This window comes from Azospirillum thermophilum, assembly GCF_003130795.1.
GTDB classification, from domain to species: Bacteria; Pseudomonadota; Alphaproteobacteria; order Azospirillales; family Azospirillaceae; genus Azospirillum; species Azospirillum thermophilum.
Genome location: NZ_CP029356.1, coordinates 375,722 through 392,460, shown reverse-complemented (window position 1 = coordinate 392,460; position 16,739 = coordinate 375,722). Strand labels below are relative to the sequence as shown.

Below are 16,739 nucleotides of genomic sequence, written 5' to 3'. Positions count from 1 at the left end.
CAAGCCTGCCGACCAAGAAAGCCAGTCGCCCCCGATGAGCCCCCTCGACGAGCAGAGCGCCCGCCTCACCCGCCAGCCCCCCGCCATCCGCGACGACCTGAAGCTGATCGCGGACATGGTGCGGCCGAACAGCCGCGTGCTGGACATCGGCTGCGGCGACGGCGCGCTGCTCGACTACCTGACCCATGCCAAGCAGGTGGACGGCCGCGGGATCGAGCTCAGCATGGACGGCGTGCGGCAGTGCGTGGCGCACGGCCTGTCGGTCATCCAGGGCGACGCCGAGACCGACCTGAAGGACTATCCGGCCGACGCCTTCGACTACGTCGTCCTCAGCCAGACCCTGCAGGCGATGCGCAATCCGCGCGCCGTGCTGGAGACGCTGTGCCGCATCGGGCGCCATGCCATCGTCTCGGTGCCCAACTTCGGCTACTGGCGCATCCGGCTGCAGTTGCTGGTGACCGGCCGCATGCCGGTGACCGAGAAGCTGGGCTACCAGTGGTGGGAGACCCCCAACATCCACTTCTGTACGATCCGCGATTTCGTCGTGCTGTGCGAGGAGATGAACATCCGGATCGAGCAGTCGCGGATCATGGACCGCGCCGGCCGCGTCACCGGACGGGCCCATTCCGGATTCGCCAACCTGTTGGGCGAACAGGGCGTATTCCTGTTGCGCCGGGGCTGAGGACGCGCTGCCGCCGCGACAGGCCGCGCAACGGTCGCGGCCCCGCCGGTGTTGACTCCCAAACCTCGTCCCGAGGCCAAGGAGGCTCCGCCCATGCGCCGCTGCGTACCGCTCCGCCCCGCCCTGCTCGCCGCCTGTGCTGCCGCCCTGCTCGCCGCGCCGGCGCCGGCCGAAACGACCGTCGCCCAGCAGACCGCCCCGCTGATGACCGCGCCGCGGCCGGAAGACCAGCCGGCGACCGACGCCACCACCTCGCCGACCGGCGTGGACGGCGAGGCGCCGTCGCGCGAGGTCCAGAACCCCGCCCCGCCCGCCGGCAGCGGTAGCGGCGCCCCCGTCGCCACCCTGCCGCCCGACGCGATGACCGCCGATCAGGCCCGCGCCCTGGTCGGCAGGATGGTCCGCACCCGCGACGGCCTGGCAAGCGGCGAGATCCAGGACTTCACCCTGTCCCCCGACGGCGACCGGGTCGAGCGGGTGGTCCTGTCGCGCCGCGGCGGGGCAACCGGCGGAGAGGCCGGCGGAGAGGCCGGCGGCAAACTGGTCTCGGTGCCGGTGACGGCGCTGCGCACCGACCGGGCGTCGGCCACGCTGGACCTCGACTCCGCCGACCTGACCGAGGCGCCCGCCTTCACCTATGGCGACAGCGACCGCACGCTGAAGCGACCGCAGTGACGGTTCAGCCGCCGGCGGCCTCCTCCAGCAGGTGGCGCAGCAGCGTCTCGCCCATCGGCCAGGGGCCGTGCCCGGAGTCGGCGTTGATGTGCCCGGCCTCGCCGGCGTCGATGAAGTCGGCACCCCAGGCGACGGCGAAGGCGCAGGCGCGCTCCGCCCGGCAATAGGGGTCGTTGCGGCTGCCGACGACCAGCGCCGGGAAGGGCAGCGGGTCGACGGGAACCGGCGCGAAGCGCGCCGCCTCCGCCGGGATGCCGTCCGGCGCGTCGACGTCGGGCGGCGCCACCAGCAGCGCCCCCGCCACCTTGCCCACCGCCGGCGTCCCGGAGGCCGCCCAGCGGGCGACCAGGATGCAGGACAGGCTGTGGGCGACCAGCACCACCGGCCCTGCCACCTTGCCCGCGGCCGGCGTCACCGCCGCCGTCACCGCCTCCTCCAGCCGCGCAGCCCAGACCTCCGGCGCCGGGGCGTCCCAATCGCCGAGGTCGACCCGCCGCAGCGCGGGCATCCGCCGTTCCAGCCAGCTCTGCCAGTGGCCGGGCGGGGAATTGCCGAGCCCGGGCAGGATCAAAACTGTCGCAGGGGCCATGTCCTCAACCTCACGTTAAGAAAGAGTCGCCGATCCTTCCCGGAAAGGACAAGCGGGTGCCATCGACGCACGCGAGAACGACACGGAACCCACAGACTGTCCAACCGGGGGAGCAACGCCTTGGACCTCAGCACCACCATCGCACAGGACATCTGCGATCACATCGGCCGCGAACTGGACGTGGTCGTTTCCGTCATGGGCAGGGACGGGGCGATCGTCGCCTCCACCGACCGCGGCCGGATCGGCACGCCCCACCCCGTCGCCGCCGAGATCATGGCCCGCCGGGCGGACGAGCGGCCGGTGACCCGGGAGGAGGCGGCGCGCTCCGGCGGCGCCATGCGCGAGGGTTTCAACACCGCCATCGACCTCGACGGCGAGCGGATCGCCTCGCTGGGCGTCGCCGGTCCGGTCGACCAGGCCCGCCGCTATGCCCGCGTCGCCCGCCACTGGGCCGTCTCCATCCTGCGCGCCGAGGCGGCGGAGGCCAGGCGCGCCCGCCAGTTCCGCGAGCTGGCCGACCGGCTGGAGCGCGAGATCGGCGGCATCGTCGCCGAGACCGCCGAGGCCGGGCGCGCACTCGACGAGTCGGTGGCGGCCGCCCGCGGCGCCGGGACCGACTGCCTGCGCCAGACCGGCGACGCGGCGATGGCCGCCCGCTCGGTGGACGCCTCGGTCGGGCAGATCGTCAGCGTGCTCGACCAGCTCGCCGCCACCGCCGACCGCATCTCCGGCGACACCGGCCGCGCCCGCGAGATCAGCCTCGCCGCCGCGCAGGATTCCGACCGCGCCACCACCGTCATGACCTCGCTGCGGGCGGCGGCGGAGCAGATCGCCAGCGTGGTGAAGCTGATCAACGCCATCGCCAGCCAGACCAACCTGCTGGCGCTGAACGCCACCATCGAGGCGGCGCGGGCGGGGGAGGCCGGCCGCGGCTTCGCCGTCGTCGCCAACGAGGTGAAGGCGCTGTCCCGCCAGACCGCCGAGGCGACCAAGCAGATCGCCGACCAGGTCGCCAACCTGCAGAAGGAGACGGCGGCGGTGGACGAGGCGCTGGGCCGCATCCACACCACCATCGGCTCCATCCAGACGATCAACGGCACCGTCTCCGCGGCGATCGAGGAGCAGGCGGCCCTGACCGCCGACGTCTCGCGCAGCATCGACCAGTCGCGGCAGGACGCCGTGGCGGCCGAACAGCGGATCGGCGACGCGGAGCGCACGGTGACCGACGTGGCGCAGACGCTGGACCAGCTCGGCGGGCTGGCCCGCACGGTGACGGAGCGGGTCGGCGGGCTGAACGCCCGCGTCGGCGACCTGCTGCGCCAGCTCCGCGCCTGAGAGAGCGCGCCGGGGCTATTTCGTCCCGGCGCTGCGCCGGGCGGCGGGGGCCGCCCCGCCCGGCAGCGGGACGATCAGGCGGCGCTTCACCGGCACCGCCTGCGTCCGGCGCGACACGCCGGCGAAGATCTGCTTCGACGCCTCGATCATCGTCACGCCGGCGAAGGCCTTGAACCAGCGCCCGCCGACCTCCTCCCACGCCGGGGCGGTCTTCAGCAGGAAGCGGGAGCGCAGCGGCGGCATGAACAGGGCGTGGCCGGTGCGTTCCGGCACGAACATCGCCTCGCGCAGCACCTGCTTGAGCTGCGAGGCGGAATAGGGGAAGCCGTGGCCGAACGGCGTCCAGTCGGCCCGTGCCCACAGGCCGCGCCGGTTCGGCACCACCACCAGCACCCGGCCGCCGCCGGCCAGCACGCGCCAGATCTCCCGCATCAGCGGGCGGAGCTGCTCCGTCCCCTCCAGCCCATGGACCAGCAGCACCCGGTCGATCGTCATATCGCCGAAGGGAAGGTCCGCCTCGTCGCCCAGCGCCACCAGCCCCGGGCCCTCCGGCGGCCAGAAGGTGACGCCCTGGCTGGCCGGCATCACCGCGACGACCCGGTCGGCCTCACCCTGGAAGGGCCGCAAATAAGGGGTGGTGTAGCCGATGCCGAGAACGATCTGCCCCCGCAGATCCGGCCAGATCATGCGGATCCGCCGCCGGATCATGCGGCGCGCGGCCTGCCCGAGGCCCGATTCGTAGAACTCCCGCAGGTCGACGATGTCTGTATACATGGATATCCTGATCAGGCTGTTCAGATCGTACCACGTCCAACACGACGACAGGGAGGGTTGCTGCCGTGGAGGTCCATCTCGTTCCGGCCTTTGCCGACAACTATATCTATCTGCTGCGCGATGCGGCGACAGGCAAGGTCGGGGTCGTCGATCCGGGGGATGCCGCCCCGGTGAAGGCCGCGCTGCGCGAGCGCGGCTGGAGCCTGACGCATATCTTCGCCACCCACCACCATGACGACCATATCGGCGGCTGCACCGAGCTGAAGGCGGAGAGCGGCGCCACCCTGATCGGCGCCCGCGCCGATTCGCACCGCATCCCCGGCCTGGACATCGCGCTGGATGACGGCGACAGCGTCACCTTCGGCGGCGAAACCGCCGAGATCCTGTCTGTGCCCGGCCACACCCGCGGCCATGTCGCCTTCTGGTTCGCCGGGGCCAAGGCCCTGTTCTGCGGCGACACGCTGTTCGCGCTCGGCTGCGGCCGGCTGTTCGAAGGCACGCCGGAGGAGATGTGGGGCTCGCTGACCGCGCTGCGCCGGCTGCCCGACGACACGGCGGTCTATTGCGGACACGAATACACCCTGTCCAACGCCCGCTTCGCCGTCACGGTCGATCCCGACAACCCGGACCTGCGCCGGCGCGCCGAGGCCATCGCCGCCGCCCGCGAGCGGGGGGAGCCGACCATCCCCTTCACGCTGGGCGAGGACAAGCGGACCAACCCCTTCCTGCGCGCCGACGATCCGGGGGTGCAGGCGGCGGTCGGGCTGCCGGGCGCCGATCCGGTGCGCGTCTTCGCCGAGATCCGCAGCCGCAAGGACCATTTCCGCGGGTGAAGCCCGAGATTTCCGAATGGGACGGGGCGGGAGTGCCCGGCTAGGCTCCTCCCCATCCGGCCGGTCCGGCCGGCGGAGCCCGAGCGACCGCCAGAACCTTCAGGGGGAAATACGGCATGATGAAGCTGCGCTGGAGTGCGACCTCGCCCTATGTCCGCAAGGTCATGATGGTGATCATCGAACGCGGCCTGGACTCCGCGGTGGAGCGGCAGCAGACCGACGCCTGGTCGCCGGAAACCGACCTGCCGAAGGACAATCCGCTCGGCAAGGTGCCGGCCCTGGTTCTGGAGGACGGCACCACCCTGTTCGACAGCCCGGTGATCGTCGAATATCTCGATTCGCTGGGCAGCGGCCCGGCGCTGTTCCCGGCCGCCGGCCCGGCCCGCTGGACGGCGCTTCGCCTGCAGGCGCTGGCCGACGGCATCTGCGACGCCGCGATCCTGCGCCGGCTGGAGACCAACCGGCCGGACGGCGAGAAATCCGTCGCCTGGGCCGACCGCCAGGGCCGCGCCGTCGCCCGCGCGCTCGACCTGCTGGAGGCGGAGGCCGACGGCCTGGGCGGCGACCTGACCATCGGCACGCTGGCCGTTATGGTCGCTCTCGGCTACCTCGACTTCCGCTTCGGCCACGAGCCCTGGCGGGAGGGCCGGCCGAAGCTGGCCGCCTGGTTCGCGACGGCGTCCGACCGCGACAGCTTCCGCCGCACGGCGCCCCCGGTGTGATCATGGCCGACCTGACGCCGGAGCGGATCATCGACCTCCTCGGGATGCAGCCGCATCCCGAGGGCGGCCATTATGTCGAGACCTACCGCGACAGCCCGCCGGGCGGCGGGCGCGGGGTAAAGACCGGCATCTACTTCCTGCTGCGGGCCGGCGAACGCTCGCATTGGCACCGGGTGGATGCGGTGGAGATGTGGCACTGGCATGCCGGCGGCCCGCTGGAGCTTGCCGTCTCGACCGACGGCCGGACGGTGACGCGCAGCATCCTCGGCATGGATCTCGCGGCCGGCCAGCGCCCGCAGGGCGTCGTTCCGGCCGACGCCTGGCAGGCCGCCCGCCCGCTCGGCGACTGGGTGCTGGTCGGCTGCACCGTCTCCCCCGCCTTCGAGTTCGCCGGCTTCGAACTGGCCCCGGAGGGCTGGGAGCCGGGCTGAGCGGCGACCGGCGTTCCTGCTGGCGAAACTGCGGGTGCTGTTCCGAAAGCGCACCCGCAGGATGGCCGATATCGCTTGTCATCACCCTTTTTGCAGGCTTTCATGCCACCATGAACCACCCATGAGGGTGGATTGCACCAACAGCATCGATCATTCACGCCATGCGGTTCCCGGATTGGATCAGATTGGTTGACGCCGTCGCGGCAACCCTGGCGACGGCCATGGCAGGCGATCAGGAACTGGCCAACGCCGAGCGGGCCGGGCATTTCAGGGAAGCCGTGGCGGCGCTTTCCGGACTGTTCCTGAAGGCCCCTGCCGATGTCGGCGTGGCATTCCGCGATCTCCACGAAGACGCATTGGCGGCGGAATCCTCCAACTGGATCAGACGGTTCGAGCAGGGGACATTCCGGCCCGAGTTCCATGGGACCGCGCAGAAGGATACCCTGGCGGCCGGCGCCTTCCTGCGTGCGCTCGACCGGGAATTGCATGATGCCCGTCCCCATCTGGGGGCGGTGTCGGATCCCGGGGCGGCATACCGGACGCCGTCAGGCACCGCCTATGTCGTGCCGAGGGCCATCCCGCGATCCGCCACGCGAAGGTCGCAGCCTTTTCAGAAGAGAGGCCTGCTGTTCAACCGCGTCCTGCCGGCGGAAATCGCCGGGCTGCCGGTTCGGCTGACGGAACAGCGGGTGGCGAGAACGCCCGACCAGCCGCCGCTGTTCGGCGCGGCGCTGTTCAAGGACTACGAGTTGAAGATCGCGTCGACCGGTGCGGGCTTCCTGGTGACCGGCGTCGATTGTCCGGACCAGTTGGATGCCATCCGCCGGCAGCTCGATACTGCCCTCGACGCTGGCTGCACCGTCGTGACGTGGCCGGAACTGATGATACCGGCCGAGGCGCGGGATCATATCGCCGAGACGTTGAGCGGGTTCGCTCTGGAGCGCGGCAGCGGCAAGGTTCCGGCTCTCGTCGTCGCGGGAACCTGGCATGAACGGCAGGAGGGCGGCCAGCAGCCCGCGGGCGGCCCATCGCTCGTCCGACGACCAGTAGGGCTTGGCGAGCAGCCAGACGTCCTTCAGGAAAGCACGGGCGAGGGCAAGGCGACGGAACATGGCGGCAGCGTCCGGAGGGCACGATCGATGCAGACGCCTTACCACCCTTCGGGTGGCTTGGCCCAGGAAATCGGCGTCAAGCCCCTGTCAGGCTCCGGTGCTTCGTGACTTCGTCACTTGACCTGATCGATCAGCCCTCCCTAATGTCCGTCGTCTTTCGTGTTTCGTGCAGCGCACCCACAACCGTCCGTGCCGCGCGGGACCATTGATCGGACCATTCACGTTCGCAGCATTCACCCCGAGGAGATTGTGATGACCCTTCGCAAGGCCGTGGCCTATGCCGCCCTCGCGGCCGGCCTGCTCGCCGCCGGCACCGTCAGCGCCCAGGACCCCATCGCGGCCCGCAAGGACGGCTTCAAGGCCGCCAAGGAGGCCATGGGCATGATCAAGAAGACGCTCGACGACGGCGGCGACCTCGCCGTCGTGAAGACCAGCGCCGACAAGCTGGCGGACGTCGCCACCAAGGCGGGCGGCCTGTTCCCCGCCGGGTCCGACAAGGGCGACACCAAGGCCAAGCCGGCGATCTGGTCGAACATGGACGACTTCAAGGCCAAGAACGCCGCCTTCGCGGCCGAAAGCGCCAAGCTGTCGCAGATCGCCGCCGCGGGCGACGCCGCCGCCACCAAGAAGCAGTTCGGCGCCGTCGCCGGCACCTGCAAGGCCTGCCACGACAGCTATCGTTCCGAGTAAAGCTCGCGACCGACAGCAGAAGGCCCGCTGCGGTGTTTGCCGAAGCGGGCCTTTTTTATACCGGAATGATCCGTATCCGGAATGGAACGATGACGGAACGAACCGGATGCGAAACAGCGCCCGGGGCTGGTCAGCCCTTCCTCGACGCGCTCTTCCAGCCGGTGACCATCGGGCGGATCAGGTTCTCGCGGAAGACCAGCAGATAGACGAGCACCGCCGCCACATGCAGCAGGACCAGGGCCAGGATCGCCTTGGCCTCCAGCCGGTGGATGGTGCTGAGCAGGCTCGCCGTCCTGGACGAGACAGAGGATACCAGCGGGCCGTCCACCGCGATGTCGTCGCTGGTGAACAGGCCGGTTCCCGCCTGGACGGCCAGAACCAGCAGCAGGACCACCACCATCCAGCCGCCCAGCGGGTTGTGGCCCGGCGGCGGTTCGATCCCGCCCGGCTTGCCCAGGCGATGGCGGATGTAGCCGATGACGGCCGCCGGTCCGCGGACGAACTGCGCGAATCGGGCGGTCGGCGACCCGACGAAGCCCCAGAGCAGCCGGAAAGCCAGCAGGCCAAGGATCACGTAGCCCAGAATGAAATGCAGGTCGAACTTGCCGTTCTCGCCGGACCACCAGGCGGCCGCGACGCAGACGGCCAGAAGCCAGTGGAACAGCCGGGTCGGCAGGTCCCAGACCCGGAGCTTGGAAGTCGCCGCAGACATGTCCATCCTCGCGTATCAGGAAACTCTGATAGTCTCCCAGGATCGTTGACGCGCCGCAACGGACGCGCCGCCGCAGGGGCCGATCAGCCCTTCAGAACGTCGCGGCTCGCCAGTACGGCACCACCGACGATCAGGCCGCAGGCCGTCCACACGGTCCAGCCCCCCACCGCCTGCCCGAACAGGATCAGCAGCAGGGTGGAGGCCAGCGGCGTGGCATAGGACAGCACGCCCAGCGCCCGGATGTCGCCGCGCTTCACCCCGTGGTCCCAGACGAAGAAGGCGGCGCCGACCGGCCCGACGCCCATGGCCAGCACGGCCAGCCACTCGCCCCCCACCGGGACGACGGTCGTCTCGAAGGCGAAATGGCAAAGCGCCGCCAGGATGGCGGTGGCGAGGCAGAAGCCGCCGACCGCTTCGGTCGGGACATTGCCGAAGCGGCGGGACAGCACCGAATAGGCGGCCCAGGTGACCGCGCAGGCAAGGGCCGACAGGTAGCCGGGCAGGCTCCCGGCCTCCAGCGAGACGCCCCGGCCGCGGCCGGTGACGATCAGCACGGTTCCCGCCAGCCCGCAGAAGGCGCCCAGCAGGTGGCCGCGCTTCAGCCGCTCCCCGGCAGCAGGGCCGAGAACAGGACGATCAGCAGCGGCCAGAGATAGTTGAGGAGGTTGACCTCGACCGCCGCGTCCGGCGCCAGCCGGAAGGCCAGGAAGTAGAAGAAGTGATAGCCGAACAGGCCGGCGATCCCCAGCAGCCAGACCGCCGGCGGCTGCCGCAGCACGCCGACCACGTCCTTGCCGCGCAGCATCCCAGCCGCCGTCCCGACCAGGAAGGCGATGGTGAAGGCCATGGCGACGAGCTGGAACGGAGGAATGGTCCCCGACAGCGCCGTCAGCAGCGCCAGCGTGGACCACAGGAGGATGGCGAGCGCACCGACGGCGGTGGCACGGCGCACCGCGGCGGTGGAGGCCCGGGCGCTGGATTCGGTGGTGGAGGTCTCGGCAGTCATGGTGCCCTGGATAGCGCGCCCTGCGGAATGTCGCAAGGCACCCCGGTCGCGGGTCAGAACAGACCGTTCAGCAGGGAGCCCCGGCCGCCATAGCCCGTGCCGAGGATCCGCGAGGCCGGGCCGGCGGAGCCTGCCGGGCCGGAGCCGGTGAGGATCGCCGCCAGCCCCTGCAGCCTGGTGTTCCCGCCGAAGGGATTGTCGCCCTTGGCCGGCTGCTTGGCGATGGTGTCGTAGTCCTTGCTGTAGCCGCCCATGCGGAGCTGGACGCCGTAGTTCTGGGCGTCCTTCAGCGGCACGTCCTTGTCGCGGGTGACGCGCAGGGTATAGTCGCCCTTGTCCAGCGTCAGCTCGCCCTTCTCCATCTTCTTGTAGGCATCGTAGGCGGCCCCGGCATCCTTGCCGCTGTCGGCCAGCACCTTGCCCTGCCGGTCCATCAGCTGGACCCGGACCGTGGCGTCGCCGACCCGGCCGATGGTGGCCTCCCCCTTCACCGGGACCGTGAACTTGTAGAAGTCCGCCGGATCGTTGGCGGCGAGCGTGCTGAACACGTTCAGGCGGCTGGTGTCCTTGACCAGCGTGCCGATGTTGGTGGCGAAGGGGGCGAGGTTGCTGGCCGACTTGCGGACAGTCTGCTCATACTCCTGCACCTTGCCCTTGGCGCCGGTATCCTGCGCGCCGGACGCCTGCTCCCGTACCCGCTTGACCGCGGCGTCGATCGACTGCTGCAGGCTCTGCGCCATGCTGCCGATATCACCGAGACCGGATAGGCCTGCCATCTCATCCCTCCATGCGCTCTTCGCGGAGCGTTCGAGGATTCGGAATGCAGAATGCAGGCCAACCGCGAAAACCAGCGATTGCAGCAGCGCCGCGGCCGAAGGGGCCGGCAAGGGCGGCAATTCCGGCCGGCCCCTGCGGAAATTTCTGCCTCCCCTGCGCAGGACGAGGTTGCCTTGCCCCGCCCGGCCGGTGAAGGATCGAACAACCGAGAGCGGCGCCTGAACGGACAAGAGGAGGAGTGAGGTGGAGCGAGCGGACTTTCTGGTCGTCGGCGCCGGCATGGCCGGTGCCTCCGCCGCCTATGAACTGGCCCGGCACGGCAGCGTGCTGCTGCTGGAGCGCGAGCCGCAGCCGGGCTACCACTCCACCGGCCGCTCCGCCGCGCTCTATACCCAGACCTACGGCCATGCCGTCGTCCGCGCCATGACGGTGGCGAGCTGGGAGTTCTACACCAACCCGCCCGACGGCTTCGCGGAGCATCCGCTGCTGACGCCCCGCGGTGCGCTGATCATCGGCCGCCCCGACCAGGCGGACCTGTTGGAGGACGAGTACCGGCAGTCGCGCGCCCTGGTGCCGAGCGTGGAGCGGCTGGACGCGGCCCAGGTGATGGAGATGGCGCCGTTCCTGCGCCCGGACTATGCGCTCGCCGCGGTGTGGGAGCCGGAGGCGCGCGACATCGACGTGCATTCCCTGCATCACGGCTACCTGCGCGGGCTGAAGGCCCGCGGCGGCCGGCTGGTGACCGGTGCGGAGGTCACGGCCGCCGCCAGTCGCGACGGGCTGTGGGTGGTCGACACCTCAGCCGGCAGCGTCGCGGCACCGGTTCTGGTCAACGCCGCCGGCGCCTGGGCCGACGAGCTGGCAGCGCTGGCCGGGGTGCGCCCGGTCGGGCTGGTGCCGAAGCGGCGCACCGCCGTCACCTTCGATCCCGTCTTCGCCGATCCGGGGATCAAGGAGAGCCTGGACCGCTGGCCGATGGTCAGCGACGTGGGCGAGGGGTTCTACGTGAAGCCGGACGCCGGACGGCTGCTGGCGTCCCCGGCCGACCAGACGCCCATGCCGCCCTGCGACGTGCAGCCGGACGAGTTCGACGTCGCGGTGGTGATCGACCGGCTGGAACAGGCGACACGCTTTACCGTTCCACGGTTGGCGCACCGCTGGGCCGGCCTGCGCAGCTTCGTCGCCGACAAGGTGCCGGTGGTCGGTTTCGACGACGCGGCGGAGGGCTTCTTCTGGCTGGCCGGACAGGGCGGCTACGGCATCCAGACGGCGCCGGCGATGGGGCGGACGGCCGCGGCCCTGGCAACCGGCGCCTCCCTGCCGCCGGAGGTCGCGGCCCTCGGCGTCGATGTCGGCGATCTGGCGCCGTCGCGCTTGCGGTGAAGCGACCGGGGCCGCTGCGAGAAGTGGAGGTCATCATGGCTGTGCGATCGTTCGGACGGTGGATTCTCATGGCCGGCGTGCTGGCCGGGAGCCTGGGCGGCTGCGCCAACCCGGCGGCCGACCAGGCGCTTTTCGCCCAGAACGCGCTGGTCGGAATGCCGAAGGCCACCCTGCTGTCCTGTGCCGGCGTACCGGAACGGCAGGCTGCGGTCGACAACCGCGAATTCTTCACCTACCGGAGCGGCCGGATCGTCAGCTATCCCAGCCCGTCGGTCGGCCTGTGGGGCGGGCATTGGGGCCCGCGCTACGGCTACGGGCTCGGCTATCACGACTGGCCGGACTACGGCACCGAGGTGGCCAGCGTCGATTGCGAAGCGACCTTCACCCTGCGCAACGGCGTGGTGGAGCGCATCGTCTATGGCGGCGCAACCGGCGGAGCGACACGCCTCGGCCAGTGCTATGCCATCGTCCAGAACTGCCTGGCCCTGATCCCGCCGCCCGTTCCGGTTCCCAAACCCTGAGAACGGCCTATGCGCAATTGTCTATGCGACAACTCGTCACTGTTGCATGACTGCTGCAGAATCTGGCGTGCGGTTGTGTCGCACTGGTAACCCCAGGCACGGTCTGGTAATAGCTCAAGTGGCAATTGCCAAAGATAACAGCAACACCGCATTCGCCTGGAGTGAATCCATGACCGTCCTGACCCGCGCCGCCGCCGTCCTGCTGGCGACTACGGCCCTCGCCGCCATTTCGTCTCCGTCGCTGGCCCAGGATTTCAAGGGCAAGTCGGCTGGTGACATCGTGATCCGCGCCCGCGGCGTTGCCGTGCTGCCGCAGGAGAAGGGCACCCTGAACGCCGGTGCCCCGGTCAACGCCTCCATCGGCTCCGCCAAGGTCGGCAACGACTATATTCCGGAAGTCGATTTCACCTACTTCTTCACCGACAACATCGCCGCCGAGCTGATCGCCGGCACCAGCCGCCACAAGGTGCGCGGCAACCTGAACAGCATCGTGGGCGGAAACAACATCGAGATCGGCAAGGTCTCCCTGCTGCCGCCGACCCTGACCGTTCAGTACCACTTCATGCCGAAGGAGCGGATCAGCCCGTACGTCGGCGCCGGCGTCAACTACACGCTGTTCTACAACGAGGACGCGGCGAACACGAACAACCCGAACAACCTCCGCATCACCAGCACCAACTACAAGAACCGCTTCGGCTTCGCCCTGCAGGCCGGTGTGGACGTTGCCCTGACCGGCAACTGGTCGCTGAACGTGGACGTCAAGAAGATCTTCCTGAAGACCGACGTGACCGCCTCGGTCAACGGCGCCATCCCGGTCACCTCGAAGGTTACGCTGGATCCGTGGCTGGTCGGCGTCGGCATCGGCTACCGCTTCTAATCTCCGGCTCGACCGGAACGCCGAAAAACGGCGGCCTCTCCGGAGGCCGCCGTTTTCTTTTGCCATCACATGAAACCCGGGACATGACGGGCGGAGCATGCCCGTTTCGAAAGTCAGTCGGCCGTTAAACCGAAAAGGGTAGCCTCCCCTGTCTTTTTCCGGCTTCCATCAGCGACCACAACAGTGTGATGATCTAACCTTTCCTTGGAGGGAGGCCGATACGCCATGCATGTCGCCGCCGTCTTGAAACGAAAGGGCAGCCGGATCATCTCTGCCCGCCCGACCGACACGGTCGCGGAAATCGCTACGCTGTTGACGCAGAACCGCATCGGCGCCGTCCTCGTCCAGGATGGGGACGGTCAACCGCAGGGGATCGTGTCGGAACGCGACATCGTCCGCGCCATCGCCCGCCTCGGTGCATCCGCACTCGACCTTCCGGCAACGGAGTTGATGACACGCGAACTCGTCACTGCCGGTCCCGACGACACGGTCGCCCAGATGATGGAAGTGATGACGGAGCGGCGTATCCGCCACGTCCCCATCCTGGAGGGCGGCCAAGTCATCGGCCTCGTCAGCATCGGCGACGTGGTGAAGGCACGCATCGACGATGCCGAGCTGGAGGTCGAATCGTTGCGTGGTTTCGTCGCGGGGATCGGCTGAGCGGCAGGCCCGGCCGCCCTGGCAAACGAAAAAAACCCCTCTCCCGGATCGGGAGAGGGGACTTTCATGATCGGCTCCGGCGCTGCTGGTGCGCCAGATCGGCGTCAGGCGGAGTGGGACTGCGGGAACGCCATCGCAGCCTGGGTGCGGTTGCGTACGCCCAGCGACTTGAAAATCGCGGTCATGTGGATCTTGACCGTTCCTTCGGACAGACCCAATTCGTGCGCGATCTGCTTGTTCGACTTGCCTTCACGCAGGCGGTCCAGAACCTCACGCTGACGGTGCGTCAGCAGTTGCTCGAGCTGCGGATCGACCGGCGGAACCGCAGGGCCGCCGCGGGTCTCCGGTTCGGAGTTGCCTTCACGCAGGACAGTCGGCGGAACATAGACACCGCCGGAGAAGATCAGGTCGAGCGCACTCAGCATGATCTTGACGCTGGAGGATTTGGGGATGTAGCCGACGGCCCCGTGCTCCAGCGCGTCGCGCACGTCGTGGTGAGCCTCCGATGCGGAGACCACAACCACCTTGGCGTTCGGCTGCTTCTCGCGCAGCATCTCGATGCCGCTGAACCCCGGCCATCCGGGCATTCGCAGGTCGGTCAGGACCAGATCATAGGACTCGTCCCTGCCGCACATCTCCAGCAACTCGTCAAAGTTGCTGGCTTCGGCAAAGGTCGCGCCCTCCTTCAACTGCTCCAGCAGACGACGCAATCCCTCCCGGAACAGCACATGGTCGTCTCCGATCAGGATCTTCATGACTTCAACTCCCGAACTCAAGGCTGCCCAGACACCGGCCTATGGACCATGCAGAGGAACGGTCGCCATGGACCCTCATATGTCTAAAATGCCAAAGGTATAGGAGGGGCATGACTATTGTAATGGCTGTTAAGATGTACCACGCCGTGCAGGGGATCGACAACCCGAAATTAACTTTTGTCACACGCTACAGCCTGCGGAAACGGTGTCGACTCACAACCGTCCGGGGCAATGCCGTTCGGCGATCACCCGGCCGATCTTAAGGATGGGGTCGATTCCCGCAACTCGATCTTGGCTCATATGAAGAAAGGCCGGCACGGCACCCGGAGGGTGCCGCAGCCGGCCGGAAGTCGGGAGATCTCGACAGACCAATCGGGCCGCGGCGGACCGCGGCCCTCACCACCGCCTCAGAACGCGGCTTCCTCGAACTCCATCAGCGGCTTGGCGCCGGCCATGATGGTCGCGAACAAGGAACTGTTCTGCGGCAGCAGCTTGGTGAAGTAGAAACGGGCCGTCTTGATCTTGGCGTCGAAGTAGGCGGCATCGCCTTCCCCGGCGGCAAGCCCGGCCTTCGCCTTCTTCACCATCTCCAGCCACATCCAGCCGAGCGCCACCAGCCCGAACAGGCGCAGATAGTCGGTGGCGGCCGCACCGGCCTCCTCCGGATCCTTCATGCCCTTCTGCGCGATCAGCGCGGTGGCCTGCTGCAGCTTCGCGTAGGCCTTGGCCAGCGGCAGGACGAATTCCGCCAGCTCGTCATCCTCCATGTCGGCCTCGATGCTGGCACCGACCGGGTGGAAGAAGTGACGCAGCAGCCGGCCCATGTCCTGCGGCAGCTTGCGGCCGACGAGGTCCAGTGCCTGGATGCCGTTGGTGCCTTCGTAGATCTGGCAGATGCGCGCATCGCGGACATACTGCTCGACGCCGGTTTCCCAGATGAAGCCGTGACCGCCATGGACCTGCACCGCGATGTTGGCGGCGTCGAACCCGATGTCGGTGAAGAGGGCCTTCACGATCGGGGTCATGAGCTGCACGAACTCGTCGGCATCCCGGCGGGTGCGGGCGTCCGGGTGCTTCTCCGCCACATCGAGCTTGTAGGCGGTGAGCGCGCCCAGGGCACGGGCCCCCTCGGTGAAGGCCCGGGCGGTCAGCAGGTTCCGGCGCACGTCGGGATGAACGATGATCGGGTCGGCCGGCTTGTCCGGAGCCTTCACCCCCGACAGTGACCGGCCCTGCAGACGCTCCTTGGCATAGTTGACGGCGTTCTGGTAGCTGACCTCGGCCAGTCCCAGACCCTGGATGCCCACGGCCAGCCGGGCCGCGTTCATCATCACGAACATCGCCCGCATGCCCTTGTGCGGCTCGCCGACCAGCCAGCCGGTGGCGTCCTCGAAGTTCATGACGCAGGTGGCCGACGCCTTGATGCCCATCTTGTGCTCGATGGAGCCACAAGCGACGCCGTTGCGCGGGCCGGGGGTGCCGTCCTCGTTGGGCATGAACTTCGGCACCAGGAACAGGCTGATGCCGCGGGTCCCGGCCGGCGCGTCGGGCAGGCGCGCCAGCACGAGATGGAGGATGTTCTCCGTCAGGTCATGCTCGCCGGCCGAGATGAAGATCTTCGTGCCGGTGATCTTGTAGGAACCGTCGCCGGCCGGCACCGCCTTGGTGCGGATGATGCCGAGGTCGGTGCCGCTGTGCGGCTCGGTCAGGCACATGGTGCCGGACCAGGTGCCGTCCACCAGCTTCGGCAGGAAGCGGGCCTTCAGCTCGTCCGATCCGTACATCGACAGCGCGTTGTAGGCGCCGAGCGACAGGCCGGGATACATGCCGAAGCTGAGGTTGGCGGAGCAGATGAACTCCTCCAGCATGATGTTGATCAGCTTCGGCAGGCCCTGCCCGCCATAGGCCGGATCGCAGGCGAGCCCCTGCCAGCCGGCCTCGATGTAGGTCTGGTAGGCCTCCTTGAAGCCCTTCGGCGTGCGGACCACGCCGTTCTCGTAATGGCAGCCTTCGCCGTCGCCCGGCTGGTTGAGGGGAACAGGACCTCCTCGCACAGCTTGGCGCCCTCGCCCAGCACCTGCTCGACCAGGTCCGGCGTCACCTCTTCATAGCCCGGCAGGGCGGAGAGCTTGTCCAGCCCGACGATCTCGTTGAGGACGAAGCGCACGTCCTCCAGCGGAGCCTTGTAGATCGGCATTCCTCGTT

Annotated in this window: 17 protein-coding genes and 2 pseudogenes; 12 read left to right on the top strand and 7 right to left on the bottom strand. The window is 68.9% G+C overall.

What is annotated here, in order from left to right; genetic code table 11:
- Positions 1-34: 34 nt before the first annotated feature.
- On the top strand, positions 35-682 hold the full coding sequence (gene metW / locus DEW08_RS22925) for a methionine biosynthesis protein MetW (RefSeq protein WP_109331653.1): 648 nt from the start codon (positions 35-37) through the stop codon (positions 680-682).
- 93 nt (positions 683-775) lie between these two features.
- Positions 776-1,357: a PRC-barrel domain-containing protein gene (locus DEW08_RS22920; protein WP_109331652.1), complete on the top strand. Its 582-nt coding sequence runs from the start codon at positions 776-778 to the stop codon at positions 1,355-1,357.
- Between the two features lie 4 nt (positions 1,358-1,361).
- Here the strand turns inward: DEW08_RS22920 and DEW08_RS22915 are convergent, their stop codons facing one another.
- Positions 1,362-1,946 carry an RBBP9/YdeN family alpha/beta hydrolase gene (locus tag DEW08_RS22915; protein ID WP_109331651.1) on the bottom strand — a complete coding sequence of 195 codons (585 nt, stop codon included), beginning with the start codon at positions 1,944-1,946 and terminating at the stop codon, positions 1,362-1,364.
- Between the two features lie 120 nt (positions 1,947-2,066).
- Between DEW08_RS22915 and DEW08_RS22910 the strand changes: the two genes are divergently transcribed.
- Positions 2,067-3,281 (top strand): methyl-accepting chemotaxis protein, encoded by a 1,215-nt coding sequence (locus DEW08_RS22910; RefSeq protein WP_109331649.1) that lies wholly within the window; start codon positions 2,067-2,069, stop codon positions 3,279-3,281.
- Positions 3,282-3,296: 15 nt separating this feature from the next.
- On the opposite strand, the gene DEW08_RS22905 is transcribed toward DEW08_RS22910, so the two are convergent.
- Positions 3,297-4,055 (bottom strand): class I SAM-dependent methyltransferase, encoded by a 759-nt coding sequence (locus DEW08_RS22905; protein ID WP_109331648.1) that lies wholly within the window; start codon positions 4,053-4,055, stop codon positions 3,297-3,299.
- 65 nt (positions 4,056-4,120) lie between these two features.
- On the opposite strand from DEW08_RS22905, the gene gloB reads away from it, so the two are divergent.
- The 5 genes from gloB to DEW08_RS22880 all read left to right on the top strand — a co-directional run bounded on the left by gloB (position 4,121) and on the right by DEW08_RS22880 (position 7,843).
- On the top strand, positions 4,121-4,888 hold the full coding sequence (gene gloB / locus DEW08_RS22900; protein WP_109331647.1) for a hydroxyacylglutathione hydrolase: 768 nt from the start codon (positions 4,121-4,123) through the stop codon (positions 4,886-4,888).
- Positions 4,889-5,007: 119 nt separating this feature from the next.
- On the top strand, positions 5,008-5,610 hold the full coding sequence (locus tag DEW08_RS22895; RefSeq protein WP_109332353.1) for a glutathione S-transferase N-terminal domain-containing protein: 603 nt from the start codon (positions 5,008-5,010) through the stop codon (positions 5,608-5,610).
- Between the two features lie 2 nt (positions 5,611-5,612).
- Positions 5,613-6,041 (top strand): cupin domain-containing protein, encoded by a 429-nt coding sequence (locus DEW08_RS22890; protein WP_109332357.1) that lies wholly within the window; start codon positions 5,613-5,615, stop codon positions 6,039-6,041.
- A gap of 185 nt (positions 6,042-6,226) precedes the next feature.
- Complete coding sequence (locus DEW08_RS31325; RefSeq protein ID WP_168220482.1) at positions 6,227-7,261, top strand: hypothetical protein; 1,035 nt, start codon at positions 6,227-6,229, stop codon at positions 7,259-7,261.
- 144 nt (positions 7,262-7,405) lie between these two features.
- Complete coding sequence (locus DEW08_RS22880; RefSeq protein ID WP_109331644.1) at positions 7,406-7,843, top strand: c-type cytochrome; 438 nt, start codon at positions 7,406-7,408, stop codon at positions 7,841-7,843.
- Positions 7,844-7,973: 130 nt separating this feature from the next.
- On the opposite strand, the gene DEW08_RS22875 is transcribed toward DEW08_RS22880, so the two are convergent.
- From DEW08_RS22875 to DEW08_RS22865, 3 genes and pseudogenes are all read right to left on the bottom strand, one after another.
- Positions 7,974-8,555, bottom strand: a complete 582-nt coding sequence (locus DEW08_RS22875) for a cytochrome b/b6 domain-containing protein (protein ID WP_245986916.1) — start codon at positions 8,553-8,555, stop codon at positions 7,974-7,976.
- 83 nt (positions 8,556-8,638) lie between these two features.
- A pseudogene (gene yddG / locus DEW08_RS22870) lies at positions 8,639-9,561 on the bottom strand (aromatic amino acid exporter YddG).
- Positions 9,562-9,614: 53 nt separating this feature from the next.
- Positions 9,615-10,337, bottom strand: coding sequence for a hypothetical protein (locus DEW08_RS22865; RefSeq protein ID WP_109331639.1), 723 nt, complete (start codon positions 10,335-10,337; stop codon positions 9,615-9,617).
- A gap of 244 nt (positions 10,338-10,581) precedes the next feature.
- Here DEW08_RS22865 and DEW08_RS22860 point away from each other — a divergent pair, with 244 nt between their 5' ends.
- From DEW08_RS22860 to DEW08_RS22845, 4 genes are all read left to right on the top strand, one after another.
- On the top strand, positions 10,582-11,721 hold the full coding sequence (locus DEW08_RS22860) for an NAD(P)/FAD-dependent oxidoreductase (RefSeq protein ID WP_109331638.1): 1,140 nt from the start codon (positions 10,582-10,584) through the stop codon (positions 11,719-11,721).
- A gap of 35 nt (positions 11,722-11,756) precedes the next feature.
- Positions 11,757-12,242, top strand: a complete 486-nt coding sequence (locus tag DEW08_RS22855; RefSeq protein ID WP_109332352.1) for a hypothetical protein — start codon at positions 11,757-11,759, stop codon at positions 12,240-12,242.
- 169 nt (positions 12,243-12,411) lie between these two features.
- Positions 12,412-13,119 carry an OmpW/AlkL family protein gene (locus DEW08_RS22850; RefSeq protein WP_109331635.1) on the top strand — a complete coding sequence of 236 codons (708 nt, stop codon included), beginning with the start codon at positions 12,412-12,414 and terminating at the stop codon, positions 13,117-13,119.
- A 225-nt stretch (positions 13,120-13,344) separates the two neighbouring features.
- The gene (locus DEW08_RS22845) at positions 13,345-13,779 is read left to right on the top strand and encodes a CBS domain-containing protein (RefSeq protein WP_109331634.1); all 435 of its coding nucleotides are present in this window, start codon (positions 13,345-13,347) and stop codon (positions 13,777-13,779) included.
- A 104-nt stretch (positions 13,780-13,883) separates the two neighbouring features.
- On the opposite strand, the gene DEW08_RS22840 is transcribed toward DEW08_RS22845, so the two are convergent.
- Positions 13,884-14,534, bottom strand: coding sequence for a response regulator (locus DEW08_RS22840; RefSeq protein ID WP_109331633.1), 651 nt, complete (start codon positions 14,532-14,534; stop codon positions 13,884-13,886).
- Positions 14,535-14,941: 407 nt separating this feature from the next.
- A pseudogene (locus tag DEW08_RS22835) lies at positions 14,942-16,731 on the bottom strand (acyl-CoA dehydrogenase C-terminal domain-containing protein).
- Between the last annotated feature and the right edge of the window lie 8 nt (positions 16,732-16,739).

What these genes read in the sequence shown, in the direction of transcription:
- metW (WP_109331653.1), top strand. Translation starts at nt 35, where the DNA reads ATGAGCCCCCTCGACGAGCAGAGCGCCCGCCTCACCCGCCAGCCCCCC.
- DEW08_RS22920 (WP_109331652.1), top strand. Translation starts at nt 776, where the DNA reads ATGCGCCGCTGCGTACCGCTCCGCCCCGCCCTGCTCGCCGCCTGTGCT.
- DEW08_RS22915 (WP_109331651.1), bottom strand. Translation starts at nt 1,946, where the DNA reads ATGGCCCCTGCGACAGTTTTGATCCTGCCCGGGCTCGGCAATTCCCCG.
- DEW08_RS22905 (WP_109331648.1), bottom strand. Translation starts at nt 4,055, where the DNA reads ATGTATACAGACATCGTCGACCTGCGGGAGTTCTACGAATCGGGCCTC.
- DEW08_RS22895 (WP_109332353.1), top strand. Translation starts at nt 5,008, where the DNA reads ATGAAGCTGCGCTGGAGTGCGACCTCGCCCTATGTCCGCAAGGTCATG.
- DEW08_RS22890 (WP_109332357.1), top strand. Translation starts at nt 5,613, where the DNA reads ATGGCCGACCTGACGCCGGAGCGGATCATCGACCTCCTCGGGATGCAG.
- DEW08_RS22880 (WP_109331644.1), top strand. Translation starts at nt 7,406, where the DNA reads ATGACCCTTCGCAAGGCCGTGGCCTATGCCGCCCTCGCGGCCGGCCTG.
- DEW08_RS22875 (WP_245986916.1), bottom strand. Translation starts at nt 8,555, where the DNA reads ATGTCTGCGGCGACTTCCAAGCTCCGGGTCTGGGACCTGCCGACCCGG.
- DEW08_RS22865 (WP_109331639.1), bottom strand. Translation starts at nt 10,337, where the DNA reads ATGGCAGGCCTATCCGGTCTCGGTGATATCGGCAGCATGGCGCAGAGC.
- DEW08_RS22855 (WP_109332352.1), top strand. Translation starts at nt 11,757, where the DNA reads ATGGCTGTGCGATCGTTCGGACGGTGGATTCTCATGGCCGGCGTGCTG.
- DEW08_RS22850 (WP_109331635.1), top strand. Translation starts at nt 12,412, where the DNA reads ATGACCGTCCTGACCCGCGCCGCCGCCGTCCTGCTGGCGACTACGGCC.
- DEW08_RS22845 (WP_109331634.1), top strand. Translation starts at nt 13,345, where the DNA reads ATGCATGTCGCCGCCGTCTTGAAACGAAAGGGCAGCCGGATCATCTCT.
- DEW08_RS22840 (WP_109331633.1), bottom strand. Translation starts at nt 14,534, where the DNA reads ATGAAGATCCTGATCGGAGACGACCATGTGCTGTTCCGGGAGGGATTG.